Raw genomic sequence first — 23,226 nt, 5'->3', positions numbered from 1 at the left:
CAGTAGTTAAATTGAGTTATACTTATATATATATAATATTGTAAACGTTAGGAGTGACATTTTGAAACATTTTGTTACTAAAGATAAGCAATCCATTTCACAATTTGCACTAGGTACGATGAATTTACCACTAGATGACCGTGAAGAGTTAAGTGAGATTATTAGATTAGCATTTGAGTCCGGTATTAACTACTTCGATACTGCGGACTTATATCAATATGGGAAAAATGAAGCTGTTATTGGTTCAATTTTATTCGATTACGGACAGTTTTTTGATTATAATATCGGAACAAAAGTAGGTAATGAATTTGATGCAGCACTTCGTGAAAAAATTAAATGGAATCCAAGTGCAGAATATATTAAACATGCTGTTAGTCAGTCAAAACTTCGTTTATCACGCGATGTGATTGACTTATTAATGTTACACGGTGGAACTGTTCACGATAATATGGATGAAACAATCCGTGAGTTTGAATCATTAAAAAGAAAAGGCGACATTAAAAGTTACGGTATCTCAACTACGCGTAAAAATGTCATTGACTACTACACTGAAAATAGTGATATATCAGTACTGATGGCACCACTAAACATTATCGATAATCGAAGTGAAGAATATCTATCTGACGACTATGTATTTTTAGCCAGAGGTCCGTTAATGCAAGGACTCCTCACTGAAAATTATGATGTAGCACTTAAAACAAAGTTTAAACATGGTTATATGGGATATTCACAGGATGAATTAAGAGAAATTATATTAATGATCAAAGAATATGGCTACCCTCTTGAAGCTATCGCTTATAAATATTTAATGAATAAAAATGTCGTAATCGTACAAGGTGTAAGTACTGTTTCTCAGCTCAAGAAAAACTTACGCCATTATGAAACAGCAAAAACTATACGAGACGAAGTAATTGAAGACATTTGTTCTAAAGTTGAGAAGAAACATTACAAAGAACATAGAGATCCAAAAACAGTAACACATCAAGAAGATAACGATAAAAAGAATGTTTTGAAGAAATTACGTAAAAAAATAAGTCAGCCATAAAAAAATGGCTGACTTATTTTTTTCTAGCAATTTCATATTTAAAATAATCGTGTGCAATCGACACATTTGAAGGTAACGTTTTAATAAAGTTCGAAATAAATTCCTCCTCATATCGATTACTAATATGTGTGAATATATAGTGTTTCACACGTAAATCTTTTTGAATACTTAACACGTCATGTATTTCAGAATGATAGTAACTATACGCCTTTTCGTATTCATGATCTAAAAATGTCGCTTCATGAACAACGCAGTCCGCGTCTTTTAGTAAATCGAAATATACTTCACTTTGAAGCGGTCGTGTATCTCCATGAATACATACTTTTCTCCCTTTTATTACAGGCCCTAAAAAGTCGTTCGTATCATAAATAACACCATCATGTACAAACGTATCACTATCTTTTATTTCACTATAAATTGGGCCAGGACGTATACCAATTTCTTTTAACTTTAGAACGTTTAACGCACCTTTTTGATCATTTTCTTTAAATACATATAAAAAACTTTCTATATTATGATCAAGTGTTTTTACCTCTATAGTAACATCTTTAATCGAGATAAAAGATCCATCTTCAATTTCCACTATTTCAACTGGATAATTCAATATTGTCTCACTTACTTGAAACGTCGTTGTTAACCATTCAGAAAGTCCTTTTGGTCCGTAAATTTTTAGTGGTTTACCTTCTCCACCTTGATGCGCACGGCTCGATAAAAAACCTGGTAAACCGTAAATGTGGTCACCATGTAAATGCGTAATAAATATATGGTTAATTTTAGATGGTTTAATAGACGTATTTAGTAAACGATGTTGAAATGCTTCTCCAACATCAATTAAAAAATATTCGTTGAGCTCATCAACCATATCTAAAATTATCGCTTGAGTATGTCGTTTTTTTGAAGGTAAGCCTGCCGCAGAACCTAATATATTAATATACATAGTAACCTCCATATAAAAGTAATCTAATTATATCATAGTCATCTTGTCTTTTAGACCCCTTCGTGGAATAATATATAAAGGAAAGTAAGGTGACATTATGGACTCTATTCAATTTATAGAACAGTTTATTGTATTCATAGAAGATCATTTACGTGAAGACATAGATTTCGATGAAGTGTTAATGGAAATGGATGTTGAATCGAAAAGTTTTTTAACGCTATTTACTGCTCTCGTTGGGATGTCTCCAGCAGACTATCAAAAACGCCGTCAATTAACTGAAATTGCTTTAGAGGTTTATGATGGTCATCGACGTTTAACAGATATTATAAAATACTATAACCATAAAGATTTAGCGCAGTTTAAAGATGATTATCAAAAATTCTTTGGTATAAGCGTGTATGATACTGATAAATTTATCGAAGAAATGCCTCTACAATACCGTATTTCATTTGAAATAAACCCTACGACAAAACGTGAACCTTTTTCTGAAACACGTTCACTTGATGGGTATCGATTAATTGGTGTCGAAGAATTTTTCAATATGAATAGTTATAATGAGAAAAAGAAAACTCGATACTTAAACTACTTACTAAATAGCGGTATTATTAGCGAAATATTAAAGCATAATAACGGACCAATTAAAGGGTTATTCGTAATGGAACGATATAGTTACGGAGAAATTCAAGTATTCGTCGGCACAGCATCAGATATGAATACACCTTTTACAACGACGTATACACCTAGTGGTTTATATCAAATTTTTGAGTCGGACGGTCAATTAGACGTCGAAACAAAAAAACTTTACGAGTATATATTTAGAAGATGGCTCGTAAAAGAGCACGTTGAGCTAGACTTAACATTTTCAATAGAATTAATAAAAGGACTTACACACTCGATTGACGATTCAGTCATTGTACAAGTATGGCAGTCCATAATTGATTAAAAAAGGCGACATATGTCGCCTTTTATTATTTAGTTGCTTGTATCTCAACCATTTTAATAATAAGTTCTGTGATTTTATATAATTCTTCGAGTGGCATTCTTTCTGATGTCGTATGAATCTCTTCATATCCTAAGCCTAAAATGACTGTGTCGATTCCTTGGCCTGCAAAGATGTTACCGTCACTGCCTCCACCTAAAGAAATAATATTGGGTTCACGACCAATTTTTACGGAAGCATCGCTTGCGAGTTTTACAGCTTCTGATTCTTCCTCTGAATGCAGTGCTGGATACATTAAGTCAATGTCAACATCGACTTCTCCACCGAGTTTATGCGCTGCTTTTTTAAATTCAGATTCAATATGTGCTGTTTGTTTTGCAAGACGATCCTCTTCTAAACTTCTTGCTTCAAGTAACACATATGCATAGTCTGATACGATGTTCGTCGCTTCCCCACCTTTAATAATACCAACGTTTGATGTCGTCATTTCATCGACGCGACCAAGTGTCATATTACTTATCGCTAGCGCTGCGATATTAATTGCAGATACACCGACTTCTGGTTCGATTCCCGCGTGAGCTTTTTTACCATGAATGTGTGCTTCAATTTTATTTTGTGCAGGTGCACGGTTTACAATTGTACCCACTTGACCTGTTCCGTCTACTGCGTAACCGATTTTACTTTTAACAACTGAAGTATCAAAAGCTTTTGCTCCGACAAGACCAGTTTCTTCTCCAACTGTTACGATAACTTCAATATCACCATGTGGGATATTATTTTCTTTAATTGATCGAATTGCTTCAATTACTGCAGCGACTCCTGCTTTATCATCCGAACCGAGAATTGTCGTACCATCAGAGTACATATATCCGTCGCGAACTTCGGGTTTAACTCCGTTACCTGGTTTAACAGTGTCCATATGAACCATAAAACAAATCGGTTCTATTTCTTTATTTCCTTCAAGCGTAAAGAATAAGTTCCCCGCACCGTAACCTGTTTCAGACTGTGTATCATCTTCAAAACCTTTTAATTCTAACGCATCGAACTCTTTAAATAAACGATTAGCTATCTCTCTTTCATCACCAGATTCTGAATCGATCATTACGAGTTCTTTTAATAGTTCTACTAATCTTTCTTTGTTCATTAATTACACTCCTAGTTGAAAATTATTACTTGAACAAGTAATATAAAATTATATAATTTGAGAAAATGAGGGTTCACAATATGCCGAAAAAAGCACAAAACATTATCATTTGGGCAATGATTATCCTAATCGTTGTTTCAGGTTTATTAATGGGATTAAGCTATCTCACAGCACTATAAGAAAAAGTGGTCCATCAATGGACCACTTTTTTAAATGTCATCGCCGTGTTCCATAAACCATGCTTGCAGATCTGTAATGACACTCATGACATCGTGACCTTCAATTTCATGTCTCTCTATCATATCTACCACTTTTCCGTCTTTGAAAAACGCAAAACTTGGAGATGACGGTAAAAAGTCTGGTGTACGTTCACGAACTGCTTCAGTTGCATCTTTTTCTTGTCCGGCAAAAACTGTATATAAATGTGTTGGTTTTTTGTCGAAGTTTAGTGAGTGAATCGCTGCTGGACGTGCGATACCACCTGCACATCCACATACTGAGTTAATCATCACAAGTGCAGTACCTTCTTTGTCTAACGCTTCATTAACTTCTTCTGGCGTTAAAAGTTGTTCGTATCCAACATCTGTGAGTTCTTTTCTCGCATTTTCCACTAAATCTTCCATATATATTTTAAAATCTAAATCCATAGATAGCACCTCTTTACTGTAATAATTAAAGTGTAATGTTAAATATTTTATTTGTAAAGATTAAAGCGTTGTTTCACTATCAATAGACTCAATATTTTTCTTAACATCTTGTAAAAATTTACCTGCATCTACACCGTTCAGTACTCTATGATCGATAGATAAACAAAGGTTTACCATATATCTTGCTGCGAGCATTTCATCGATAAAAACAGGTTTTTTAACGATAGATTCAACTTGTAATATAGCAGCTTGTGGGTGGTTAATGACGCCTAGTGACTGAATAGAACCAAATGCGCCTGTGTTATTAATTGTAAATGTCCCACCGTGCATATCTTCCGAAGTTAGCGCATGTGTTCTACCTTTTTCAGCAAGTTGTGCAAGTTTTTTTGCGATTCCTCGAATCGACAACATATCTGCATTATGAATGACCGGAACGTATAAGTCGTCATCAGCGGATACTGCGATATTTAAATTGATTGAATCGTGGATTTGAATAGAATCCCCTTGCCAACTGCTATTGAGTATTTTATTTGTATTTAGGGCTTTTGCTACTGCTTCTATAAAGAATGCAAAATAAGTTAATTTAATACCTTCAGATTTAAATGCATTTTTATATTTATTTCTTAAATGAACGAGCTCTGTTGCATCTACTTCTATCATCATCCAAGCATGTGGAATTTCAGTTTTAGATTTCACCATATTATTTGCGATTGCTTTTTTAACACCGGTTAATTCTAGTCTAGAAGTGTCACTAGTAGTTTTAATACCGATCGATGATTTATCTGTTTTTGGTGCTTCATTTTTCACAGGATTATCGATATACGATAAAATATCCTTTTTTGTAACACGTCCAAATTGTCCTGTACCTTCAACATCATCTAGATTAACGTTATGTTCTGATGCTAATCTCATCACGACAGGTGATATTCTTTTAATCTCTTTTTGTGTGTCTGTACTATTATTATCTTTTTTATTAGTTTGTGGTTGAGATTTTTGTTCTGGTTCTTTTTCATGAACTTTGTTAGATACCTTAATTTCACAAATTGGTGTTCCGACTTCTATTGTTTCACCAACATCTACGAGTATTTTTTCTATCACTCCTTCAAAACTAGAAGGGACTTCAGCTGTTACTTTATCGGTTAAAATTTCACATAACGGATCATATTCATTTACTTTACTACCAGGCTCAACAAGCCACGCTTCTACTGTTCCTTCATGCACACTTTCTCCGAGTTTTGGCATTTTAATGACTTCTATCAATCGTTTCACCTCTTTTAATGTTCTGCAAGTTCTTTCATCTTTTCATAGATTTTATCTGGATTCACCATAAAATAGTCTTCCATTGGTGGTGCATATGGCATCGCTGGTACGTTAGGTGCGGCAAGTCTCATAACTGGTGCGTCTAAATCGTAAAATGCATGTTCAGATATAATCGCAGATACCTCACTCATTACACTACCTTCTAAATTATCTTCAGTGACGAGTAATACTTTACTTGTGTCTTTAACAGATTCTATAATCGTCTCTTGATCGAGCGGGTAAATTGTTCTTAAATCAACAACTTTAGCACTGTATCCATCATTCTCTAATCGTTCAGCCGCTTCAATGGCCATATGAACACATAACCCGTAAGTTATTACCGTGATATCTTTACCTTCACGTTTAATATCTGCCTTACCAATAGGTACAACATGTTCACCTGTCGGTACGTCTTCTTTAAGTAAACGATATGCTTTTTTATGCTCGAAAAATAAAACAGGATCGTTATCGCGTATTGCAGAAATAAGTAATCCTTTTGCATCACTTGGTGTAGAAGGTATAACAACTTTTAAACCAGGTGTTGAACTAAATACACTTTCAATCGATTGTGAATGATAAAGTGCCCCGTGTATCCCTCCACCAAATGGTGCACGAATTACAATTGGACAATGCCATCCATTATTAGAGCGATATCTAATTTTAGCTGCTTCACTCATAATCTGGTTTGTCGCAGGTAATATATACTCTGCAAACTGTATTTCAGCAACTGGTCTTTTACCAGCGAGTGACGCGCCAATTGCTGTACCGACAATTAATGATTCTGCGAGTGGCGTGTCGAGCACTCGCATTTTTCCGTACTTCTCTTGGAGTCCAGCCGTTACTTTAAACACGCCACCTTTTTGACCGACATCTTCTCCTAGAACGAATACATTCTCATCTTTTCCCATCTCATAGTCTAATCCGTCATGGATTGCTTCTAACAATGTCATCGTTTTTGTCATTATAATTCCTCCTCATACACGTGTTTTAACGCATAAGAAGGTTCTGCATATGGTGCATGTTCTGCTTCTTTTGTCGCGTCGTTAATAATATTTTTAACTTCTTCATCGATTGCTTCGAACCACTCTTCTTCTATCGTTGTATTTTTTAATATATAATCTTTAAACGTGATTAAGCAGTCCGTGTCTTTTAATGTTTGTACATGTGCTTTATCTCTATAAGAATCATCGTCATCTGAAGAGTGTGCCCCAATTCTCGAAACTAGCGCATCGATTATCGTAGGACCTTCCCCGTTGATAGCACGTGTTCGAGCAACTTTTACAGATTGAAATACTTCAAGTGGATCATTGCCGTTAATTTGTTCTCCGTGTATTCCATATGCATGTTTTCGCTCTGATAAGTCATCAATATTGTATTGAAGTGATTTTGGGACACTAATCGCGTAACCATTATTTTCAATAAAGCATATATACGGTAATTGATGAACACTCGCAAAGTTTAGCGCTTCATGAAAATCGCCTTGAGACGTAGAACCTTCACCGAGTGAAGTAAATGATACAGCTTCTTTACCATCCATTTTTAATGCATACGCAATACCTGCTGCGTGAAGTACTTGAGTTGTTACAGTTGATCCTTGAGTCACAATATTTAACTCGTAATCGCTAAAGTGACCGGGCATTTGTCTACCTCCACTTGACGTATCATCTCGCTTCGCAAATGCTGCAAGCATACTTTCTAAGGGTGTTGTACCAAGTGTTGTTACCATTCCTAAATCTCTATAATATGGGTTTAAATAGTCAACTTTTTTCTTTAAAGCATAAGCTGCACCGACTTGTGCCGCTTCTTTACCCTGACACGATACGACAAATGGAATTTTTCCCGCACGGTTTAATAACATCATACGTTCATCAATTTTTCGTGTCGTTAACATTAAACGATACATTTCTTTTAAGTCGTCTTCTGTTAAATCTAATGTTTTATAATCTATCATTCGAATCTCTCCTTAAAAATGAATCCCTCTTTCGTCAATAAGTAATGCAGATTCCATAATTCCTTCACTTATTGACGGATGCGCATGTACTGAATTATATAGTTCTTCTACCGAACTATTTAAAAACGATGCAAGCGATAATTCGTTAATAATTTCAGTCGCATTTGGTCCAACAATCGATGCGCCTAATAACATATTATCTTTATCAGTAATTAACTTAACAAAACCTTCTCCGCCATTTTCAATAATCGCCTTACCAACTGCTTGAAGTGGTAATACGCTCACATTATATTCGATCCCTTTTTGTTTTAACTGTTCTTCTGTAGGACCGACTACCCCAACTTCTAAATTCGTATATATACATCTCGGTACAGTGTCATAATTTAGTGTGATTGGATTTAAACCTTTAATATGCTCAACCGCTATTATGCCTTCTTTTGAAGCAACATGTGCGAGTTGATATGTATTTAATACATCTCCAATCGCATATATATGGCTGTCTGCTGTTTGGTAAAATTCATTCGTTTCAATATAAGTAGTGAATTTTGCTTTCGTGTTGTTTAAGCCAATATCATCGATATTGGCTTTACGCCCAATCGCAACAATTACTTGCTCGAAATTCAATGTTTCGTCGTTATACTTTATAGAAACACCGTCATCAACTGTAACGGTCTGATTACTAATTTTAAAGTCAGTTGTAATTTTTACATTACTCTGTTCTAAATGCTTTTTAAGCGTACGAATAACGTCTTTATCTTCATTAGGAATTATATTTTGACTACCTTCAATTATCGTCACGTCGACATTTAAATTAGATAATATAGATGCAAGTTCTAATCCAATGACTCCACCGCCGATAATACCTACAGATTTAGGTAATTTTTTTTGAGATAAAAATTCTTTACTCGACAATACAAATTCCCCATCAAATGGTAAAAAGTCAAGTTCGATCGGTTTAGACCCAGTCGCTATAATGACATAATCATTTTTAATAATAATAGAATCGTTTTCAGTTTCTACAGCGATTGTGCCTGCCATCGGTGAGAAAATTGACGGCCCTAATATCCTCCCATGACCATAGTAAACGTCAATTTGATGTTTTTTCATGAGTGATGACACACCGTTATATAACGTGTCTACAGTTTTATTTTTTTTATCAATTATTTTTTCATAATTAAAATTCAATACTTCAGAAATTCCGAATTCAGATAACTGATTGGCAGTTTTTATTAAATTTGAAGTGTTCAGCAAACTTTTCGTTGGTATACAACCGTTATGTAAGCACGTGCCACCGAGTTTATCTTTTTCAATGAGTGCGACAGTAAAGCCGAGTTGTCTTGCACGTATCGCAGCTACATAGCCGCCTGTACCTCCACCGATTATCGCGATGTCATATGACTTTTCCATAAAACCCTCCATAAGTTACTGGTCAGACCAGTGAAAGTTGTAAAAAAATATACCACTTGCTCGCATTTTCTATATAGACTAGAATAAATACGATGAAACAAATGTATTATCTCCTATTATACATTAACAAACGATGATTTCATTAACAGACTATATAATTATGTTGAGTAAGGTGTTTGATTACATGAAAAAAATAATTGCACTATTAATATTAGTGATTCCTGTCTTTATTGCAGGATATGGCGTAAAATTAATTCGCGACAGTATATTCGGTATCACAATTGATCCATTTAGTTCTCTTGTCCTTCAATTTATTGTAGGGTTAGTACTCTTAGTGTTCGGAGTTTGGTTCGTTGCAGGATACGTCCTTCATAGAGAGCGAAAAAATAAACGAGTTCAAGAGCGATTTAAAGCAAAAGACGAGTAAACAAATTACTGTTTACTCGTCTTTATTAATTCTTTCGCGTTTTTAATTGCTGCATCATTAATCGTAGACCCACTTAACATACGTGCAATCTCTTCAATATGTTCATTTTCATCTAAATATTCAGCTTTCGAAACAGTACGATCATTAACAACTGTTTTATACACGTGTAAATGATGGTCTGCCACCGCTGCTGCTTGAGGTAAATGAGATATCGCAAATACTTGTCTCGTCTTTGCGAGTAGTTTCATTTTTTCTGCCATTTTAGTCGCGACTTTACCACTGACTCCTGAATCGATTTCATCTAAAATTACGAGGGCTTGATTTTCAAACATTGAAAAGATCGATCTGAGCCCTAAATTAATACGTGAAACTTCTCCCCCTGAAGCCACTTTGTTTAATGGTTTCAACGGTTCACCTTTATTTGTCGTAATAAAAAATTCAACGTTAGAAAATCCGAGTGTATTAAATTGAGTTTCCTTTACATCGATTTTAAACTGAACATCTTTCATATCGAGGTCTTCTAGTTCTTTCACAATCGCAGATTCTAAAAAGTCTTTACGGTCAAGACGAATGTCATGTAGCTTTTTAGCATATACATTTAATTGTTTAAACACTTTTTCTTTTTCATTTATTAATTCTTCATATGATTGACTAAAGTTTTTTAAATCATTAATATCCGTCTCTAGTTTACGCTCTAAACGTAATAAACCTTCAAATGTCTCATTAAATTTACGTTTTAACTGATTAATACTATTTAAACGGTCTTGGATTTCGTTTAAACGCGCTTCATCGTATTCAAGCGTACTCAAATCATTCGTAACTTGACTATTTAGCTCAGTTAATAAATGATAACTCTCTTCGAGTTTTTCAGTATATATAGAATACTTTTCATCAAATGGTGTAATCCCCTCAAGTTGATGCACGACGTCATATAAAAGAGACTGAACACTAATTTCACCGTCTAAAATCGATTTAATTTGTTCGAACTTCTCATTGACGTTTTCAAAATTCATTAAGTATTCGAGTTCTTTTTCTAAATCATCTTCTTCAGTTTCTGTCGTGAAATTCATTAATTGAAGTTCATTATATTGGTGTTCTAGTAGTTCTAGTTGTTCTAATCGATTGCGATCTTTATATTCGAGTTCTGCGATACGTTTTTGTATAGAGTCATATTGATAAAATAACTGCTGATACTGTTTAAAATCTACTTCATCATAGAGTTCAATATATCGATCGAGATAATCGATTTGACGGCTTGTTTCTAATAATTCATCGTTTTTGTGTTGCGTATGAATAGTAAATACTTCTTGCATAATTTCTTGAAGTTGGCCAAGAGTAATCATTTGGTTATTGATTTTAACGATACTTTTTTTGTTATGCATTATCTCTCTTTTAACGATAAAAACTTCATCAACTGGGATGTTATATTGTTCAAGTAAGGCGTTTAGTGTAGCGGTATTTGGAAAATCAAACACACCTTCTAATACGAGCCCACTCGTATCATAACGAATGTCATCCATTGAAGCACGCTTACCCGCTAAGTATGACAACGCATCAATTAACATCGACTTACCGGCTCCGGATTCACCAGAAATAATCGTTAAATGGTTGTAAAAATCAAGCTCTACATTTTCTAGTACCGCAAAGTTATTGATATTTAGACGGAGTAAAATAGTGCTCAGCTCCTTAAATCAGATTAAAAATTTTCTCTTTAACGCTATCTCTTGCTTCTTCTCCTCTACAGATTATAAGACACGTATCATCTCCACAAATTGTACCGATAATTTCTTCCCATTCGAGTTGATCAATAATCGCTCCGATTGACTGTGCGTTACCAGGTAACGTTTTTAATACTATTAAACTGTCTTGATAATCTAGCTTTACAAAGCTATCCATTAAATAGCGACCGAGTTTTTCAAGAGTATGATAACGTCTATCTTCAGGCATGCTGTAAATATACGTACCATCAGCTTTTGGAACTTTAAATAATTGTAATTCTTTAATATCACGTGACACCGTTGCTTGAGTTACATCGAAATTATTTTCGCGTAATTTTTGGACAAGTTCTTCTTGCGTTTCAATGTCGTTACTCGTAATAATTTCTCTAATTTTAATTTGCCTTACTACTTTACTAGACATAATTGTCACCTCAATGTATATCATTAATATTTATTCAATAATATCATGTTTTCGTGTAGTATAACAAACTAAAAGAAAAGAAAAACTATCCGAAAACGGATAGTTTAAAATAATTGGTCGATTTTTTGTTGTTCGATCACTGAATTTTCCCCATCATTTTTTATGTGAAGTAAAAATTCTTCGTTACCTTTTGTACCAGTAATTGGTGAACGAATAATATCATACGTTGATAATCCAAGAGAAGTACATACTTCAACAACGCGCTCTATTACGTTTCTCTTCGTCACGTCGCTTTGAATAATCAGTGTATCCTCTTTTTCTTCTAAATAGCTTTCAAATTGTGGTTTAATTAATGCAATGACTGTGTATTCGTGATTGAAAAGTTCAGTGATGTGTCTAATAATCGGGACGATAGAAGTAAAACTCACATCAATCGTCATGACGTTTGGTAAATTTTTAAAATCATCAATTGCCGTATGCTTAAAATTCGTTTGCTCCATCACTGTGACACGTGAATCTGTTCTAAGTTTATAGTCGAGTTGGTTTGTACCGACATCAACTGCGTAAACAGACTCTGCACCATGCTGTAAACTACAATCTGTGAAACCACCTGTTGAACTTCCAATATCAAGAACGATACAATTTTCTAAGTTTAAATTAAATTCATTAATCGCAGCTTTTAATTTGATACCGCCTCTTGAAACGTAAGTTTTCACTTTTTTAAAGCGAATATCAACCTTCTTCGTATCGATAATATCAGATGGTTTATACACTGGTTCATTATTATTTAACACTTTTCCTGCCATAATTAGACGTCTGACGTCTTCTATTGTGCCAAGACTAAAATGTTCAAATATATATTGATCTGCACGGATCTTAGCCATTATGTTTTACCATTTTTTGAATTGTATTTACAATATTATCTGAAGTAATTCCTGCTTCTATAAGTAACTGTTCAACGTCACCTTGTTCAATATATACATCAGGAATAGCGATTGTTTTAACATCATTTGTAAAGTCATGTTGCGACATAAACCCTTGAATAAATTGGCCAAGACCACCGGCTTCGATGACTTCTTCGACAATTAACATCGGTACATTCTCTTTACCATATTCATGTAACATTTCTTCATCTACCGGCTTTATAAATCGCGCATTGACGATTTCAACATTAATATTCGTTTCAGATAGCATGTCTTTTGCCTCTTCAGCAATATCTAACGTTGGACCGTAACTGATGATTACAACGTCCTTCTTATCTTCTTTATGGACGACTTCCCATTTGCCTTTTTCAATTGGCTGACGTTCAGTGACTTCAATACCTTTAACATTTCCTCTAGGATAACGTAATGCAATTGGACCATCGTATTCGACAGCGTAGTCAATCATTAACTTCGCTTCAACTTCGTCTCGAGGCATCATAATCGTCATGTTAGGAAGTGGTAGTAAGAAACTCACATCAAAAATACCGTGATGTGTTTCACCATCAGCACCGACTAATCCACTACGATCAATTCCAAAAAATACATTTAAGTTTGGACGATCTACGTCATGTAACACTTGGTCATATCCACGTTGTAAAAATGTCGAATAAATAGCAAGATATGGTTTCATACCTGAAGCTGCGAGTCCAGCAGACATCGTGACGGCATGTTGTTCCGCGATTCCAACATCAAAAAATCTTTCTGGTAGCTCGTTTTGGAACTTAGTTAATTTCGAACCTACCGGCATTGCTGGTGTTAACGCGACGATACGTTCATCTTTCAATGCATGGTCAAATACTGAATTCGATACGAATTCACTCCACGACTGTGTACCACTGCCACCAATTGTTTCACCAGTTTCAATTTTATAAGGTCCGAGTCCATGCCAAGTACCTACCTCATCATTTTCAGCGTGGTAATACCCTTTACCTTTTTTTGTGATGACATGAATAATTGCTGGTCCGTCATAATTTTTTGTTGATTCTAAAGCTTTAGTAATGTCTTTAAAATTGTGTCCATCTACTGGACCGATATATTTAATACCGAGTTCTTCGAAAAATACACCGTCTACGACTAAATATTTTAAACTGTCTTTAACTTTATCAGCTAAATCTCTTAAAGACGGTCCAAATGACGGAATTCTTTCGAGTAATTCTTCAGCATCATATTTAAATTTGTTATAGCTTGAATTCGTTCGAATACGTCCAAACATATTGTGTATTGCACCGACGTTTGGTGCGATACTCATTTCATTATCATTTAAAATAATCGTCATTTTCGTTTTTTCAGATCCGATATGGTTTAACGCCTCTAGGGCCATTCCACCTGTTAATGCACCGTCACCGATAATCGGAACGACATCATATTTCTCATTTCTGATATCTCGTGCTTTCGCCATACCTAATGCAGCTGAAAGCGAAGTAGATGAATGGCCTGCTTCCCATACATCATGCTCTGATTCCGACATTTTAGGAAATCCGGACAGACCTTTATATTGACGTAGCGTTTTAAAATCTGTCGTTCTTCCAGTTAATATTTTATGGATATACGCTTGATGACCAACGTCAAATAAAAGTTTGTCTTCTGGTGAATTATAAAAACGATGTAATGATAAAGTGAGCTCGACGACACCTAAGTTAGCACCGATATGCCCACCTGTTACTGCACATGATTCTATTAAAAAGTCTCGAATTTGTTGTGCTAATTGTTCAAGCTCTTCATCACTTTTATCTCTTAAAAATGATGGATTTTCTATTTCTTCAAGTTTCATATAGCACCCACCTATCTTTTTCTAATTATATCATTTAAAAAAGATTATAAAAATAGAAATGATATCCATATGTATGAATATCATTTCGTACGATTTACAACAATGGTAATGATATCTTCTAAATGAATAATATCAATTTCATCTTTTAATCGATATAATAATTCAGTCGTCTCTTTCTCTTTTTTCTTTAGAAGATCTGTCGCACCTTCAATACCGAATAAAGAGACATATGTCGTCGTATTGTTTTTTTCGTCTGTGCCGACTTCTTTACCGATTTCTTCTTTAGTACCTTGTACATCTAAAAGATCGTCTTTAATTTGGAATAATAATCCTAGTTCTTCCGCAAATCGCTGTAATGTCGCAATAACATCTTCATTTTGGTTTGCAATAATTGCTGCTGATATTACTGGTGCAACCATTAGTTTTCCAGTTTTATGACGATGAATTTGTTCTAACGTTTCATAATCAATCGATGCATTTGTGCTTAAAATATCGTTCATCTGGCCACTGATCATTCCATTTTGACCTGCTGCAGAAGTAAGAGTTTCAATAAGTTTAACTTTAACATCGTTACTATAATCCGCGAGAGTTAATAGATGAATGCTTTCTGTTAATAAGTTATCACCAGCTAGAATTGCAGTTGCTTCACCATACACTTTGTGGTTTGTCAGTTTTCCACGTCTATAATCATCATTATCCATCGCAGGTAAATCATCATGTATTAATGAATACGTATGGACCATTTCTATAGCAGCAGCCATAGGTACTCCGTTACTTAATTCGTGATTAAGTGCTCTCAACGTTTTAAAGAGAAGGAGTGGACGTATTTTTTTACCACCTGCGGAAATTGAATATAACGAAGATTCTTTAATACGATCAGACACATCATTTAAACTTAAATGATGTTTAATATGTTTATCGACATCGTCTAAATATTTTTGATAGCTATTAATCATCTGTATTACCTTCTAAAGCTTCGACTTCAAGTTGCGCATTTTTTAATATCTCATCACACTGTTTAGAAAGTTCGATACCTTTTTTATATAAATCTAAAGACTCTTCTAATTGAACATCTTCACGATCTAATTGTTCAATGATTGACTCTAGTGTTTTCATTTTTTCTTCAAAGCTTTGTGTTTCCTTTACTGATTCACTCATCTTTATACACCTCAGTAATTTTTGTTTCTAAGCGACCATCACTTAATTTCACTTGGATTACATCTCCGACATCCACATCATTTGTACTCTTTAAGACGTGTCCATCTAAACTAACAAATGAGTATCCACGTTTTAGAATTTCTAGTGGATTTAAACTATCTAAAATTTCAAGTTTGATTTTTACTTGCAATTTAGAATGTTCTATCTTATATTGCATTAATTTAGTTAATGACTGTCGATATTGCTTATTTTGTGTTTGTCCGTTTTCAATAATATGTCGTGGACTGAGCGTATTGATTTTATAATTCAAATGACTAAATTGATGGTGTCTTTCATTATACTTTTTATTATACAACGACTCTAATTGATCTTTTTTATAGACGAGTTGTTGTAAATGTTGGTCATACAACCGTGTTGGCATTCTAAATTTATAATAGCTTTTATGGCTTTCAAGTTTTGATTGTTTGTTGAGAAGTGTATCTTGTATTTTCTTTTTCAATACTAATTGTGATTCGATAACTCTCTCTTTTAAATATCGTTGATCAGGCAAAGCATGCTCCATTGCTTGCGTTGGTGTTGTCGCTCTTTTATCAGATACAAAGTCCACGAGTGTCGTATCTGTTTCGTGTCCAATTGCAGTGATAATTGGTGTTTTCATATTAAATACTTTTTTGGCAACTTCTAACTCATTAAATGTCCATAAGTCTTCAATTGAACCACCACCACGCGCTAAAATAACAACATCAGCATGTAACTGATCTACATAATCTAAGTTGTTAATGACAGAATCGATACTCTTTTCACCTTGCATTAACGTATTAATGACTTTTATTTTTGTAAGTGGGAAACGCTTTTCAGCAGCATGTATCATGTCTTCATATGCAGCACTTGTCGCACTTGTGACTAAAATAATTGTTTTTGGAAAATAAGGAAGTTGTTTTTTATGTGCTGGATCAAAATACCCCTGCGCTTGAAGCATCTTTTTATTTTGTTCTAACTTTTCATATAACTGTCCTTGACCATCGAGTACAATATCGTTTGCGATAACTTGATAATATCCTCCGGGTTTGTAGACAGATATCCTACCTTCTACGATGACTCCGTCCCCATCACTCGGAACTTTTTTTAGTCGCTTCACACTATTACTAAACATAATACCGCGTAGTGTTGTCGATTCATCTTTCAAAGTGAAATATAAAATACCTGAACTATGTAATTTACTATTAGATATCTCACCTTTAATAAAGACCCGTTCTAAGTACGGGTCTCTAACAAATTTTTCTTCAATATATGATGATAAAGCACTCACAGTTAGCACTTGCTCGTTCGTCATAATATCACTCGTTTTTAAAGTTTTTTAACACACCGTTTACGAATTTAAAACTGTTTACGTCACTATAGACTTTTGTGATTTTTACAGCTTCGTTAATAATCACTTTTTTCGGTATATCTGTAGAAATAATCTCTGTTACAGATACACGTAAGACATTTCTGTCGACTTTACTAATACGATCTAACGTATAGTTTTTTAGTAAACTACCAATTTTATCATCAATATCATTTTGATGTTCAATATAATAGTCGACTAATTGCTTAATATAATCATATTTACTATACATTTCTTTAAATTTCACATCTTTTAATGACACTGCGTCATTATCGATTTGAAACAGTATTTGAAATGCTTTAATTCTTTGTTCATGTCTATTCATAAAAACACCTAATACTTCGCAATATTTACGATGTGAACATTAATTTCATCAATTACATTAATATCGAGCATCGTTGAGATAGATTGTTTAATATTCTCTTGGATATTTTCTGCAATCTTATGCACATTTTTACCGTCAGATAGATTGACGTACGCAGAAATTTTTAAATATCCGTTTGACTCATCTACACGGATACCTTTGCCGCGATATTTCTTACCAATTTTTTCAATTGTTCCACTCGCTAAGTTATTTTGTAAAGATGAAACACCCTTTGTTTCTAAAACAGCGATACTTGAAATAACTTCAAGTACTTCTGTTGAAATCTTAATTTTACCAATGGATTCATCGTGTCCTAATACTTCCACTATAATCACCTCATTCACTCATTATATCATGGTTTTCTAGCATATTCGTATTATAATCGTTATTAATAAACGCTTCATTATTAATAATTTTTTGATGGAATGGTATCGTCGTATTAATACCTTCAACGATGAATTCATCTAACGCGCGACGTGCAATCTGTAATGCGTCGTCTCTGTCTTTTCCATATACGATAAGTTTTGCAATCATCGAATCGTAATATGGTGGAATTGTATATCCTTGATAACAAGCTGTTTCTAAACGTACACCGAATCCACCTGGTTCTTTAAACTTCGTAATTTTACCAGCAGAAGGCATAAAGTTCTTATAAGGATTTTCTGCGTTAATTCTGAATTCAAACGCATGTCCATTAAACTCAATGTCTTCTTGAGTAAATGGTATTTCTTCTCTCATTGCAATTTTTATTTGCATTTTAACTAAATCTATCCCTGTAATCATTTCTGTAACAGGATGTTCGACTTGAATTCTCGTATTCATTTCCATAAAGTAATACGTTTCTTCATCGAGATCATATATAAATTCAATCGTCCCTGCGTTGACATAGTCGATAAATTTCGCTGCACGAACTGCTGCTTGCCCCATTTCTTCTCGAACTTCTTCAGAAATAATTGGACTTTTAGCTTCTTCAACTAACTTTTGCATACGGCGTTGAACAGTACAATCTCTTTCTCCAAGATGAACGACATTTCCGTGATAATCACCAAGTACTTGGATTTCAATATGTCTAAAATTGCTAATATATTTTTCGATATATAAATCTTTGTTCCCAAACGCACTTTCGGCTTCTTGTTCAGTTAACTTGTAGTTTTGAATTAACTCTTTCTCGTTACGTGCAACTCGAATACCTTTACCGCCACCACCGTAGCTTGCTTTAATAATGACAGGATATCCGATTTCTTCTGAAATTTTCTTTGCATCGTCTAGTGATTTTACAACACCATCAGATCCTGGAACTGTCGGGACATTTGCTTTTTGCATCGTATCCTTTGCAACGTCCTTAACACCCATTAAAGCGATTGTTTTATAATGTGGACCGATAAAGATTAAATTACTCGCATCACACATCTCTGCGAAATCGACGTTTTCAGCTAAAAAGCCATACCCTGGATGGATTGCATCACAGTTTGTATTTTGAGCGATTGTTATGATACTAATCATATCTAAGTAACTGTCTTTAGATAATTTAGGGCCGATACAATACGACTCAGTTGCGAGTTTCCGGTGTAAGCTATCTTTATCCGCTTCTGAGTATACGCTCACTGTTTCAATACCGAGTTCATGACACGCACGAATAATACGTACTGCAATTTCTCCTCGGTTTGCGATTAATACTTTTTTTATCATTTAACTTTGAATAATGGTTGGTTATATTCAACCATTTCTCCATCTTCAACTAAAATCTCTACAATTTCACCGGAAACTTCTGCTTCAATTTCGTTGAATAGTTTCATCGCTTCTAAAATACATACGATCGTATCGTTTTCAATCTTATCGCCGACTTGAACATAAGGATCTGCTTCAGGTGATGGACTCTTATAAAATGTTCCAACCATCGGCGCTTTAATCGTATGAATGTTTGAAGTATCAGCAGCAGGAACGCTAGTTTCTGGAACACTTGCTACTGGCGCTGGTGGAATAGGTGCTTCGACAGACTGTACTGGTTGTACAGGTTGCGCTTGATATTGTGGCACTTTTGATTCACGCTTAAGTTTAATATCCACTTCTTTGTCTTTATATGTGAGTTCAACTAAATTAGCTGTTTCCATTTTTTCAATGAGTTGGTCTATATATTCTAATTTCATAATCAAATCTCCTAAACTGTTTATAATAGTATTTTACTTTAGTGGTATGACCAATTCAAATGGTAATTAAAAAAAGCAGATAAAATATCTGCTTTTAAAAAGATTATGCTCTTGAAACGTATGAACTTTCTTCAGTATTTACTACAAGTACGTCACCATTATTGACAAATAGTGGTACTTGAATAGATAAACCTGTTTCGAGTTTCGCTTCTTTTGTCGCACCAGAAACAGTATCCCCTTTAATGCTTGGTTCTGTTTCTACTACTTCAAGCTCTACAGTTTTTGGTAGTTCAACACCTAAAGTTTCGCCTTCATACGTCATAATAGACACGTTCATATTTTCTTTTAAGAAATTAATTTCATGTTCTAATTGTTCTTTTGGAATCGTTACTTGTTCAAACGTGTTATTGTCCATGAACACATATCCGTCACCATCGTTATATAAGAATTGCATCTTATTGTTATCGATATGTGCTGTCCCGACTTTTTCACCTGCTCTAAACGTCTTTTCTTGAATTGCACCTGTACGTAAGTTTCTTAATTTAGAACGTACAAACGCCGCACCTTTTCCTGGCTTAACGTGTTGGAAATCAATAACTCTCCAAATACCGTTATCAAATTCAATTGTAAGTCCTGTTTTAAAATCGTTTACTGAAATCATTAAATTATCCTCCTACTTGATTATGAATAACTCTTTACTACTATGTGTCAGTTTTTGAAGTCCATCTTTAGTTACGAGCGCGTCATCTTCAATTCTAACGCCACCAAGTCCTTCAACATAAATACCTGGCTCGATCGTAATAATCATATTTTCTTCTAACACTGTATCGACAGTTTTTGCGAGTCCTGGACCTTCATGTACTTCTAGACCAATTCCGTGACCGAGTGAGTGACCAAAGTTTTCACCATATCCATTTTGATCAATAATATCTCTAGCTACCTTATCTGCCTCGCTACCAGTAAATCCAGCTTTAATTGTTTCTAAAGATTTTAACTGACTTTCTAATACAATATTATACACTTTTTTGAGTTCGTCTGAAACATTACCGACACCAAACGTACGTGTAATATCTGAAACATACCCTTTATAAGTTGCACCGAAGTCTAACGTCACAAGATCTCCATCTTCAATAACTTTTTCTGAAGGTGTTGCGTGAGGTAATGCCCCTCTATGACCACTCGCTACTATCGTATCGAAGCTCGGACCTTCTGAACCGAGTTGCGCCATAATATATTCTAGCTCAGCTTTAACTTCTAACTCTGTCATACCGACTTTTACAAATTTTAAAATACGTTCATATGCTTCGTCGACGATTTTACAAGCGACTTTAATTTTTTCAATTTCTTCATTTGATTTAACCATACGGAAAGTTTCAAACTCGTTGTTAATCGGTACGAGTTCAAAATGCTCATTTAATGTATTGTACTCATTATAATTCGTATAGGCTGCTTCAAATGCGAGTTTTTTAACGCCTTTTTCTTTTAAAAATTCGATGACAAACGACGTTAAACTTCCCTTTTGTAACACGAATTCAAAATCAGGTGCTTCTTCACGTCCTTGTACATTATATCTAAAATCAGATACTAAGTACTGTCCTTCATCAGTTACTATTACTACGCCACTTGATCCTGTGAACCCTGAGACGTATCTTCTGTTGTAAGTACTAGATACGATTAGCGCATCTATTTCATATTTCTTTAGTAACTCTTTTGTTTTTTCGATAATGCTCATTCATAATCACTCCTTAACCGTAGTTTACCGTATTTTAAAAGACTTTTCATTTTCTTTTTAATAATTTTAAAGAAATGGTAGAATAATAAAGTATCGAGAGGGATTCTAATGAAAAAATCATTATATATTGGAGCAATCTCACTTTGTTTAGTAGCTTGCTCACCAGAAAATTTAAATGAAAAATATGAAGAAAAATCTAATAGAGTTAAACAGCTTGAAGAGAAGCTACACTCTGTTGAAGTTGAAAATCAAAAATTGAAAGATGATTTTAAAAATATAGAAGAAGAAATTTCACGTATTAGTCGTGATAAGAAAGATACTAACATCTCTAAATATCAAAATGTCGTCCGTGTATATGCAAATGGTGTAAAAAAAGAGTTAGATGTTCTTTCAATAGAAGCGGAAAACTTTAAGGAAGAAGAGGATATTGACGGACGTACCGTTTCTAATATCGAATCTAATTTAAAAGAGATTATAAACACATATAACAGCGACGTAGATGAATTAAAACTTCAAGATATGTTAAGTCGTCAACATAATAAAATAGAAGTGTTTAATAGTAACTTACTTAAAGAGATTAACACTTTAAACGATGCGATTGGTAAAGATGATAAAAAGAATATCGAAAAACAGCTGAATAAAATCAAAGATCTCAATAAATATTTATAAAGGTTGATTCAATTGAAAAAAATATTATTTTATATCGTAATTATCATAGCAATTATTGGTCTTCTCACTAATTTAGATACTGTTTTTAATTTAATATTTAATATGGCTGTTTCTTTAGTCATTATTGGTTTAATTTTTTATGGTATATATTACTTCTTCATTTTATCTGAAGACGAAAGAAAATATAGACGTGCGGTCCGTAAAACGAAAAGAAAACGTAAGTTTAGAGATTAATTCTAAACTTACGTTTTTTATTATCGTTTATAATTCCATTCTTCAGATTTGTATTTCTCGATTAAGACGTCAAGTTGGTATAAATCGTCTTCTGTTAACATATATTCCGTCGTTGTCATTGATAGTCCTTTTTCAAATCCGTCTTTAAATGCTATGTATAATTCATCGACTGTTATATTTTTGTCTGTTAGATCATTAATCGGAACAGCCTTTGATTTAAAATCACTTTTCATTTTTTGTTTAAAACGTTCATTTGTAAATTTAAACATATCAAATAGATGATCAATATCAACATCTAGAAGTATTGAACCGTGTTGCATAATAACACCATCATTTCTTGTCTGTGCACTTCCTGCGATTTTTCTTCCTTCAACGACAAGTTCATACCAGCTCGGTGTATCAAAACATACGCTCGAACGTATTTCTGTTTTAGTTTTTTCCGGAATACTAAAATAAGCGTCTAAACCTAAATTTTTAAACCCTTCTAGTAATCCCATCGATAATACTTTATAACTTTCTGTTACAGTATGTGGCATTCCTTCGTAATTTTCAGGTAACACGAGACTGTACGTTAGTTCTTTATCGTGTAATACACCGCGACCACCCGTTTTACGCCTTACGAGCTGGTAGCCATACTCTTTTACTTTTTCAACATCGATTTCTCTATGTATCTTTTGAAAATAACCGATTGACAGAGTTGGGATTTCCCACTCATACAAACGTAATACTGGATTAATCTCACCCTTCTCAACTTTCTTCATGAGTAATTCGTCTAGCGCCATGTTATAAAACGCATCTTGTTTACCACTTTTAATGTAACTCCATTTTGCTGTCAAATTTCTCTC

At 34.1% G+C, this 23,226-nt stretch carries 26 protein-coding genes; 5 read left to right on the top strand and 21 right to left on the bottom strand.

Annotated features, from left to right (window positions below; genetic code table 11):
- Positions 1–61 precede the first annotated feature (61 nt).
- Entirely contained in the window at positions 62–1,045 is a 984-nt protein-coding gene (locus tag BBS29_RS01490) for an aldo/keto reductase (protein ID WP_068128379.1), read from the top strand.
- Between the two features lie 13 nt (positions 1,046–1,058).
- Here BBS29_RS01490 and rnz read toward each other — a convergent pair whose 3' ends face one another.
- Positions 1,059–1,982, bottom strand: coding sequence for a ribonuclease Z (gene rnz / locus BBS29_RS01485; protein ID WP_068128378.1), 924 nt, complete (start codon positions 1,980–1,982; stop codon positions 1,059–1,061).
- Between the two features lie 97 nt (positions 1,983–2,079).
- Here rnz and BBS29_RS01480 point away from each other — a divergent pair, with 97 nt between their 5' ends.
- Complete coding sequence (locus BBS29_RS01480) at positions 2,080–2,925, top strand: helix-turn-helix transcriptional regulator (protein WP_068128376.1); 846 nt, start codon at positions 2,080–2,082, stop codon at positions 2,923–2,925.
- A gap of 25 nt (positions 2,926–2,950) precedes the next feature.
- Here BBS29_RS01480 and BBS29_RS01475 read toward each other — a convergent pair whose 3' ends face one another.
- From BBS29_RS01475 to lpdA, 6 genes are all read right to left on the bottom strand, one after another.
- Positions 2,951–4,066, bottom strand: a complete 1,116-nt coding sequence (locus tag BBS29_RS01475; protein WP_068128375.1) for a M20/M25/M40 family metallo-hydrolase — start codon at positions 4,064–4,066, stop codon at positions 2,951–2,953.
- A gap of 209 nt (positions 4,067–4,275) precedes the next feature.
- Positions 4,276–4,713, bottom strand: a complete 438-nt coding sequence (locus BBS29_RS01470; protein WP_040928324.1) for a BrxA/BrxB family bacilliredoxin — start codon at positions 4,711–4,713, stop codon at positions 4,276–4,278.
- Positions 4,714–4,773: 60 nt separating this feature from the next.
- Positions 4,774–5,955: a dihydrolipoamide acetyltransferase family protein gene (locus tag BBS29_RS01465; RefSeq protein ID WP_068128498.1), complete on the bottom strand. Its 1,182-nt coding sequence runs from the start codon at positions 5,953–5,955 to the stop codon at positions 4,774–4,776.
- A 32-nt stretch (positions 5,956–5,987) separates the two neighbouring features.
- On the bottom strand, positions 5,988–6,974 hold the full coding sequence (locus BBS29_RS01460) for an alpha-ketoacid dehydrogenase subunit beta (protein WP_068128373.1): 987 nt from the start codon (positions 6,972–6,974) through the stop codon (positions 5,988–5,990).
- Positions 6,974–7,963, bottom strand: coding sequence for a thiamine pyrophosphate-dependent dehydrogenase E1 component subunit alpha (locus BBS29_RS01455; protein ID WP_068128371.1), 990 nt, complete (start codon positions 7,961–7,963; stop codon positions 6,974–6,976). The genes BBS29_RS01460 and BBS29_RS01455 overlap by 1 nt, the downstream gene beginning before the upstream one ends.
- A gap of 12 nt (positions 7,964–7,975) precedes the next feature.
- Positions 7,976–9,370 carry a dihydrolipoyl dehydrogenase gene (gene lpdA, locus BBS29_RS01450; protein WP_068128369.1) on the bottom strand — a complete coding sequence of 465 codons (1,395 nt, stop codon included), beginning with the start codon at positions 9,368–9,370 and terminating at the stop codon, positions 7,976–7,978.
- Positions 9,371–9,554: 184 nt separating this feature from the next.
- Here lpdA and BBS29_RS01445 point away from each other — a divergent pair, with 184 nt between their 5' ends.
- Entirely contained in the window at positions 9,555–9,797 is a 243-nt protein-coding gene (locus BBS29_RS01445; protein ID WP_040928330.1) for a DUF2627 domain-containing protein, read from the top strand.
- 5 nt (positions 9,798–9,802) lie between these two features.
- On the opposite strand, the gene recN is transcribed toward BBS29_RS01445, so the two are convergent.
- The 13 genes from recN to BBS29_RS01380 form a co-directional block, all read right to left on the bottom strand.
- Positions 9,803–11,470, bottom strand: a complete 1,668-nt coding sequence (gene recN / locus BBS29_RS01440) for a DNA repair protein RecN (RefSeq protein WP_068128366.1) — start codon at positions 11,468–11,470, stop codon at positions 9,803–9,805.
- A 13-nt stretch (positions 11,471–11,483) separates the two neighbouring features.
- On the bottom strand, positions 11,484–11,936 hold the full coding sequence (gene ahrC, locus BBS29_RS01435) for a transcriptional regulator AhrC/ArgR (RefSeq protein ID WP_068128364.1): 453 nt from the start codon (positions 11,934–11,936) through the stop codon (positions 11,484–11,486).
- 104 nt (positions 11,937–12,040) lie between these two features.
- Positions 12,041–12,820, bottom strand: a complete 780-nt coding sequence (locus BBS29_RS01430; RefSeq protein ID WP_068128361.1) for a TlyA family RNA methyltransferase — start codon at positions 12,818–12,820, stop codon at positions 12,041–12,043.
- Positions 12,813–14,690, bottom strand: a complete 1,878-nt coding sequence (gene dxs, locus BBS29_RS01425) for a 1-deoxy-D-xylulose-5-phosphate synthase (protein ID WP_068128358.1) — start codon at positions 14,688–14,690, stop codon at positions 12,813–12,815. The genes BBS29_RS01430 and dxs overlap by 8 nt, the downstream gene beginning before the upstream one ends.
- Positions 14,691–14,770: 80 nt before the next feature.
- Entirely contained in the window at positions 14,771–15,646 is an 876-nt protein-coding gene (locus tag BBS29_RS01420; protein ID WP_068128357.1) for a polyprenyl synthetase family protein, read from the bottom strand.
- Positions 15,639–15,848 carry an exodeoxyribonuclease VII small subunit gene (gene xseB, locus BBS29_RS01415; RefSeq protein ID WP_068128354.1) on the bottom strand — a complete coding sequence of 70 codons (210 nt, stop codon included), beginning with the start codon at positions 15,846–15,848 and terminating at the stop codon, positions 15,639–15,641. The genes BBS29_RS01420 and xseB overlap by 8 nt, the downstream gene beginning before the upstream one ends.
- Complete coding sequence (gene xseA, locus BBS29_RS01410; protein WP_068128353.1) at positions 15,841–17,181, bottom strand: exodeoxyribonuclease VII large subunit; 1,341 nt, start codon at positions 17,179–17,181, stop codon at positions 15,841–15,843. The genes xseB and xseA overlap by 8 nt, the downstream gene beginning before the upstream one ends.
- A gap of 4 nt (positions 17,182–17,185) precedes the next feature.
- Positions 17,186–17,560 carry a transcription antitermination factor NusB gene (nusB, locus tag BBS29_RS01405; protein ID WP_068128349.1) on the bottom strand — a complete coding sequence of 125 codons (375 nt, stop codon included), beginning with the start codon at positions 17,558–17,560 and terminating at the stop codon, positions 17,186–17,188.
- 8 nt (positions 17,561–17,568) lie between these two features.
- On the bottom strand, positions 17,569–17,925 hold the full coding sequence (locus BBS29_RS01400) for an Asp23/Gls24 family envelope stress response protein (RefSeq protein WP_083286817.1): 357 nt from the start codon (positions 17,923–17,925) through the stop codon (positions 17,569–17,571).
- A 10-nt stretch (positions 17,926–17,935) separates the two neighbouring features.
- Complete coding sequence (gene accC / locus BBS29_RS01395) at positions 17,936–19,285, bottom strand: acetyl-CoA carboxylase biotin carboxylase subunit (RefSeq protein ID WP_068128496.1); 1,350 nt, start codon at positions 19,283–19,285, stop codon at positions 17,936–17,938.
- Positions 19,285–19,746: an acetyl-CoA carboxylase biotin carboxyl carrier protein gene (accB, locus tag BBS29_RS01390; RefSeq protein ID WP_068128344.1), complete on the bottom strand. Its 462-nt coding sequence runs from the start codon at positions 19,744–19,746 to the stop codon at positions 19,285–19,287. Before accB ends, accC begins: the two co-directional genes overlap by 1 nt.
- Before the next feature lie 103 nt (positions 19,747–19,849).
- Positions 19,850–20,407, bottom strand: coding sequence for an elongation factor P (efp, locus tag BBS29_RS01385; protein ID WP_040928337.1), 558 nt, complete (start codon positions 20,405–20,407; stop codon positions 19,850–19,852).
- Between the two features lie 12 nt (positions 20,408–20,419).
- Complete coding sequence (locus tag BBS29_RS01380; RefSeq protein WP_068128341.1) at positions 20,420–21,478, bottom strand: M24 family metallopeptidase; 1,059 nt, start codon at positions 21,476–21,478, stop codon at positions 20,420–20,422.
- Between the two features lie 108 nt (positions 21,479–21,586).
- Between BBS29_RS01380 and BBS29_RS01375 the strand changes: the two genes are divergently transcribed.
- Both BBS29_RS01375 and BBS29_RS01370 read left to right on the top strand, forming a co-directional pair.
- Positions 21,587–22,147, top strand: a complete 561-nt coding sequence (locus tag BBS29_RS01375) for a hypothetical protein (protein WP_068128338.1) — start codon at positions 21,587–21,589, stop codon at positions 22,145–22,147.
- A gap of 12 nt (positions 22,148–22,159) precedes the next feature.
- Positions 22,160–22,381, top strand: a complete 222-nt coding sequence (locus BBS29_RS01370) for an SA1362 family protein (RefSeq protein ID WP_068128337.1) — start codon at positions 22,160–22,162, stop codon at positions 22,379–22,381.
- 20 nt (positions 22,382–22,401) lie between these two features.
- On the opposite strand, the gene BBS29_RS01365 is transcribed toward BBS29_RS01370, so the two are convergent.
- The gene (locus BBS29_RS01365) at positions 22,402–23,217 is read right to left on the bottom strand and encodes a lipoate--protein ligase family protein (RefSeq protein ID WP_068128334.1); all 816 of its coding nucleotides are present in this window, start codon (positions 23,215–23,217) and stop codon (positions 22,402–22,404) included.
- Positions 23,218–23,226 lie beyond the last annotated feature (9 nt).

Origin of the sequence: Nosocomiicoccus ampullae (assembly GCF_001696685.1) — a bacterium.
In the GTDB taxonomy this organism is placed as follows: Bacteria; Bacillota; Bacilli; order Staphylococcales; family Salinicoccaceae; genus Nosocomiicoccus; species Nosocomiicoccus ampullae_A.
This window is presented reverse-complemented; position numbering and strand designations above follow the sequence as displayed.

What these genes read in the sequence shown, in the direction of transcription:
- BBS29_RS01445 (WP_040928330.1), top strand. Translation starts at nt 9,555, where the DNA reads ATGAAAAAAATAATTGCACTATTAATATTAGTGATTCCTGTCTTTATT.
- BBS29_RS01430 (WP_068128361.1), bottom strand. Translation starts at nt 12,820, where the DNA reads ATGGCTAAGATCCGTGCAGATCAATATATATTTGAACATTTTAGTCTT.
- BBS29_RS01380 (WP_068128341.1), bottom strand. Translation starts at nt 21,478, where the DNA reads ATGAGCATTATCGAAAAAACAAAAGAGTTACTAAAGAAATATGAAATA.
- rnz (WP_068128378.1), bottom strand. Translation starts at nt 1,982, where the DNA reads ATGTATATTAATATATTAGGTTCTGCGGCAGGCTTACCTTCAAAAAAA.
- dxs (WP_068128358.1), bottom strand. Translation starts at nt 14,690, where the DNA reads ATGAAACTTGAAGAAATAGAAAATCCATCATTTTTAAGAGATAAAAGT.
- BBS29_RS01475 (WP_068128375.1), bottom strand. Translation starts at nt 4,066, where the DNA reads ATGAACAAAGAAAGATTAGTAGAACTATTAAAAGAACTCGTAATGATC.
- BBS29_RS01460 (WP_068128373.1), bottom strand. Translation starts at nt 6,974, where the DNA reads ATGACAAAAACGATGACATTGTTAGAAGCAATCCATGACGGATTAGAC.
- BBS29_RS01465 (WP_068128498.1), bottom strand. Translation starts at nt 5,955, where the DNA reads ATGCCAAAACTCGGAGAAAGTGTGCATGAAGGAACAGTAGAAGCGTGG.
- xseA (WP_068128353.1), bottom strand. Translation starts at nt 17,181, where the DNA reads ATGACGAACGAGCAAGTGCTAACTGTGAGTGCTTTATCATCATATATT.
- nusB (WP_068128349.1), bottom strand. Translation starts at nt 17,560, where the DNA reads ATGAATAGACATGAACAAAGAATTAAAGCATTTCAAATACTGTTTCAA.
- accB (WP_068128344.1), bottom strand. Translation starts at nt 19,746, where the DNA reads ATGAAATTAGAATATATAGACCAACTCATTGAAAAAATGGAAACAGCT.
- BBS29_RS01470 (WP_040928324.1), bottom strand. Translation starts at nt 4,713, where the DNA reads ATGGATTTAGATTTTAAAATATATATGGAAGATTTAGTGGAAAATGCG.
- BBS29_RS01480 (WP_068128376.1), top strand. Translation starts at nt 2,080, where the DNA reads ATGGACTCTATTCAATTTATAGAACAGTTTATTGTATTCATAGAAGAT.
- BBS29_RS01420 (WP_068128357.1), bottom strand. Translation starts at nt 15,646, where the DNA reads ATGATTAATAGCTATCAAAAATATTTAGACGATGTCGATAAACATATT.
- efp (WP_040928337.1), bottom strand. Translation starts at nt 20,407, where the DNA reads ATGATTTCAGTAAACGATTTTAAAACAGGACTTACAATTGAATTTGAT.
- ahrC (WP_068128364.1), bottom strand. Translation starts at nt 11,936, where the DNA reads ATGTCTAGTAAAGTAGTAAGGCAAATTAAAATTAGAGAAATTATTACG.
- BBS29_RS01455 (WP_068128371.1), bottom strand. Translation starts at nt 7,963, where the DNA reads ATGATAGATTATAAAACATTAGATTTAACAGAAGACGACTTAAAAGAA.
- BBS29_RS01375 (WP_068128338.1), top strand. Translation starts at nt 21,587, where the DNA reads ATGAAAAAATCATTATATATTGGAGCAATCTCACTTTGTTTAGTAGCT.
- lpdA (WP_068128369.1), bottom strand. Translation starts at nt 9,370, where the DNA reads ATGGAAAAGTCATATGACATCGCGATAATCGGTGGAGGTACAGGCGGC.
- xseB (WP_068128354.1), bottom strand. Translation starts at nt 15,848, where the DNA reads ATGAGTGAATCAGTAAAGGAAACACAAAGCTTTGAAGAAAAAATGAAA.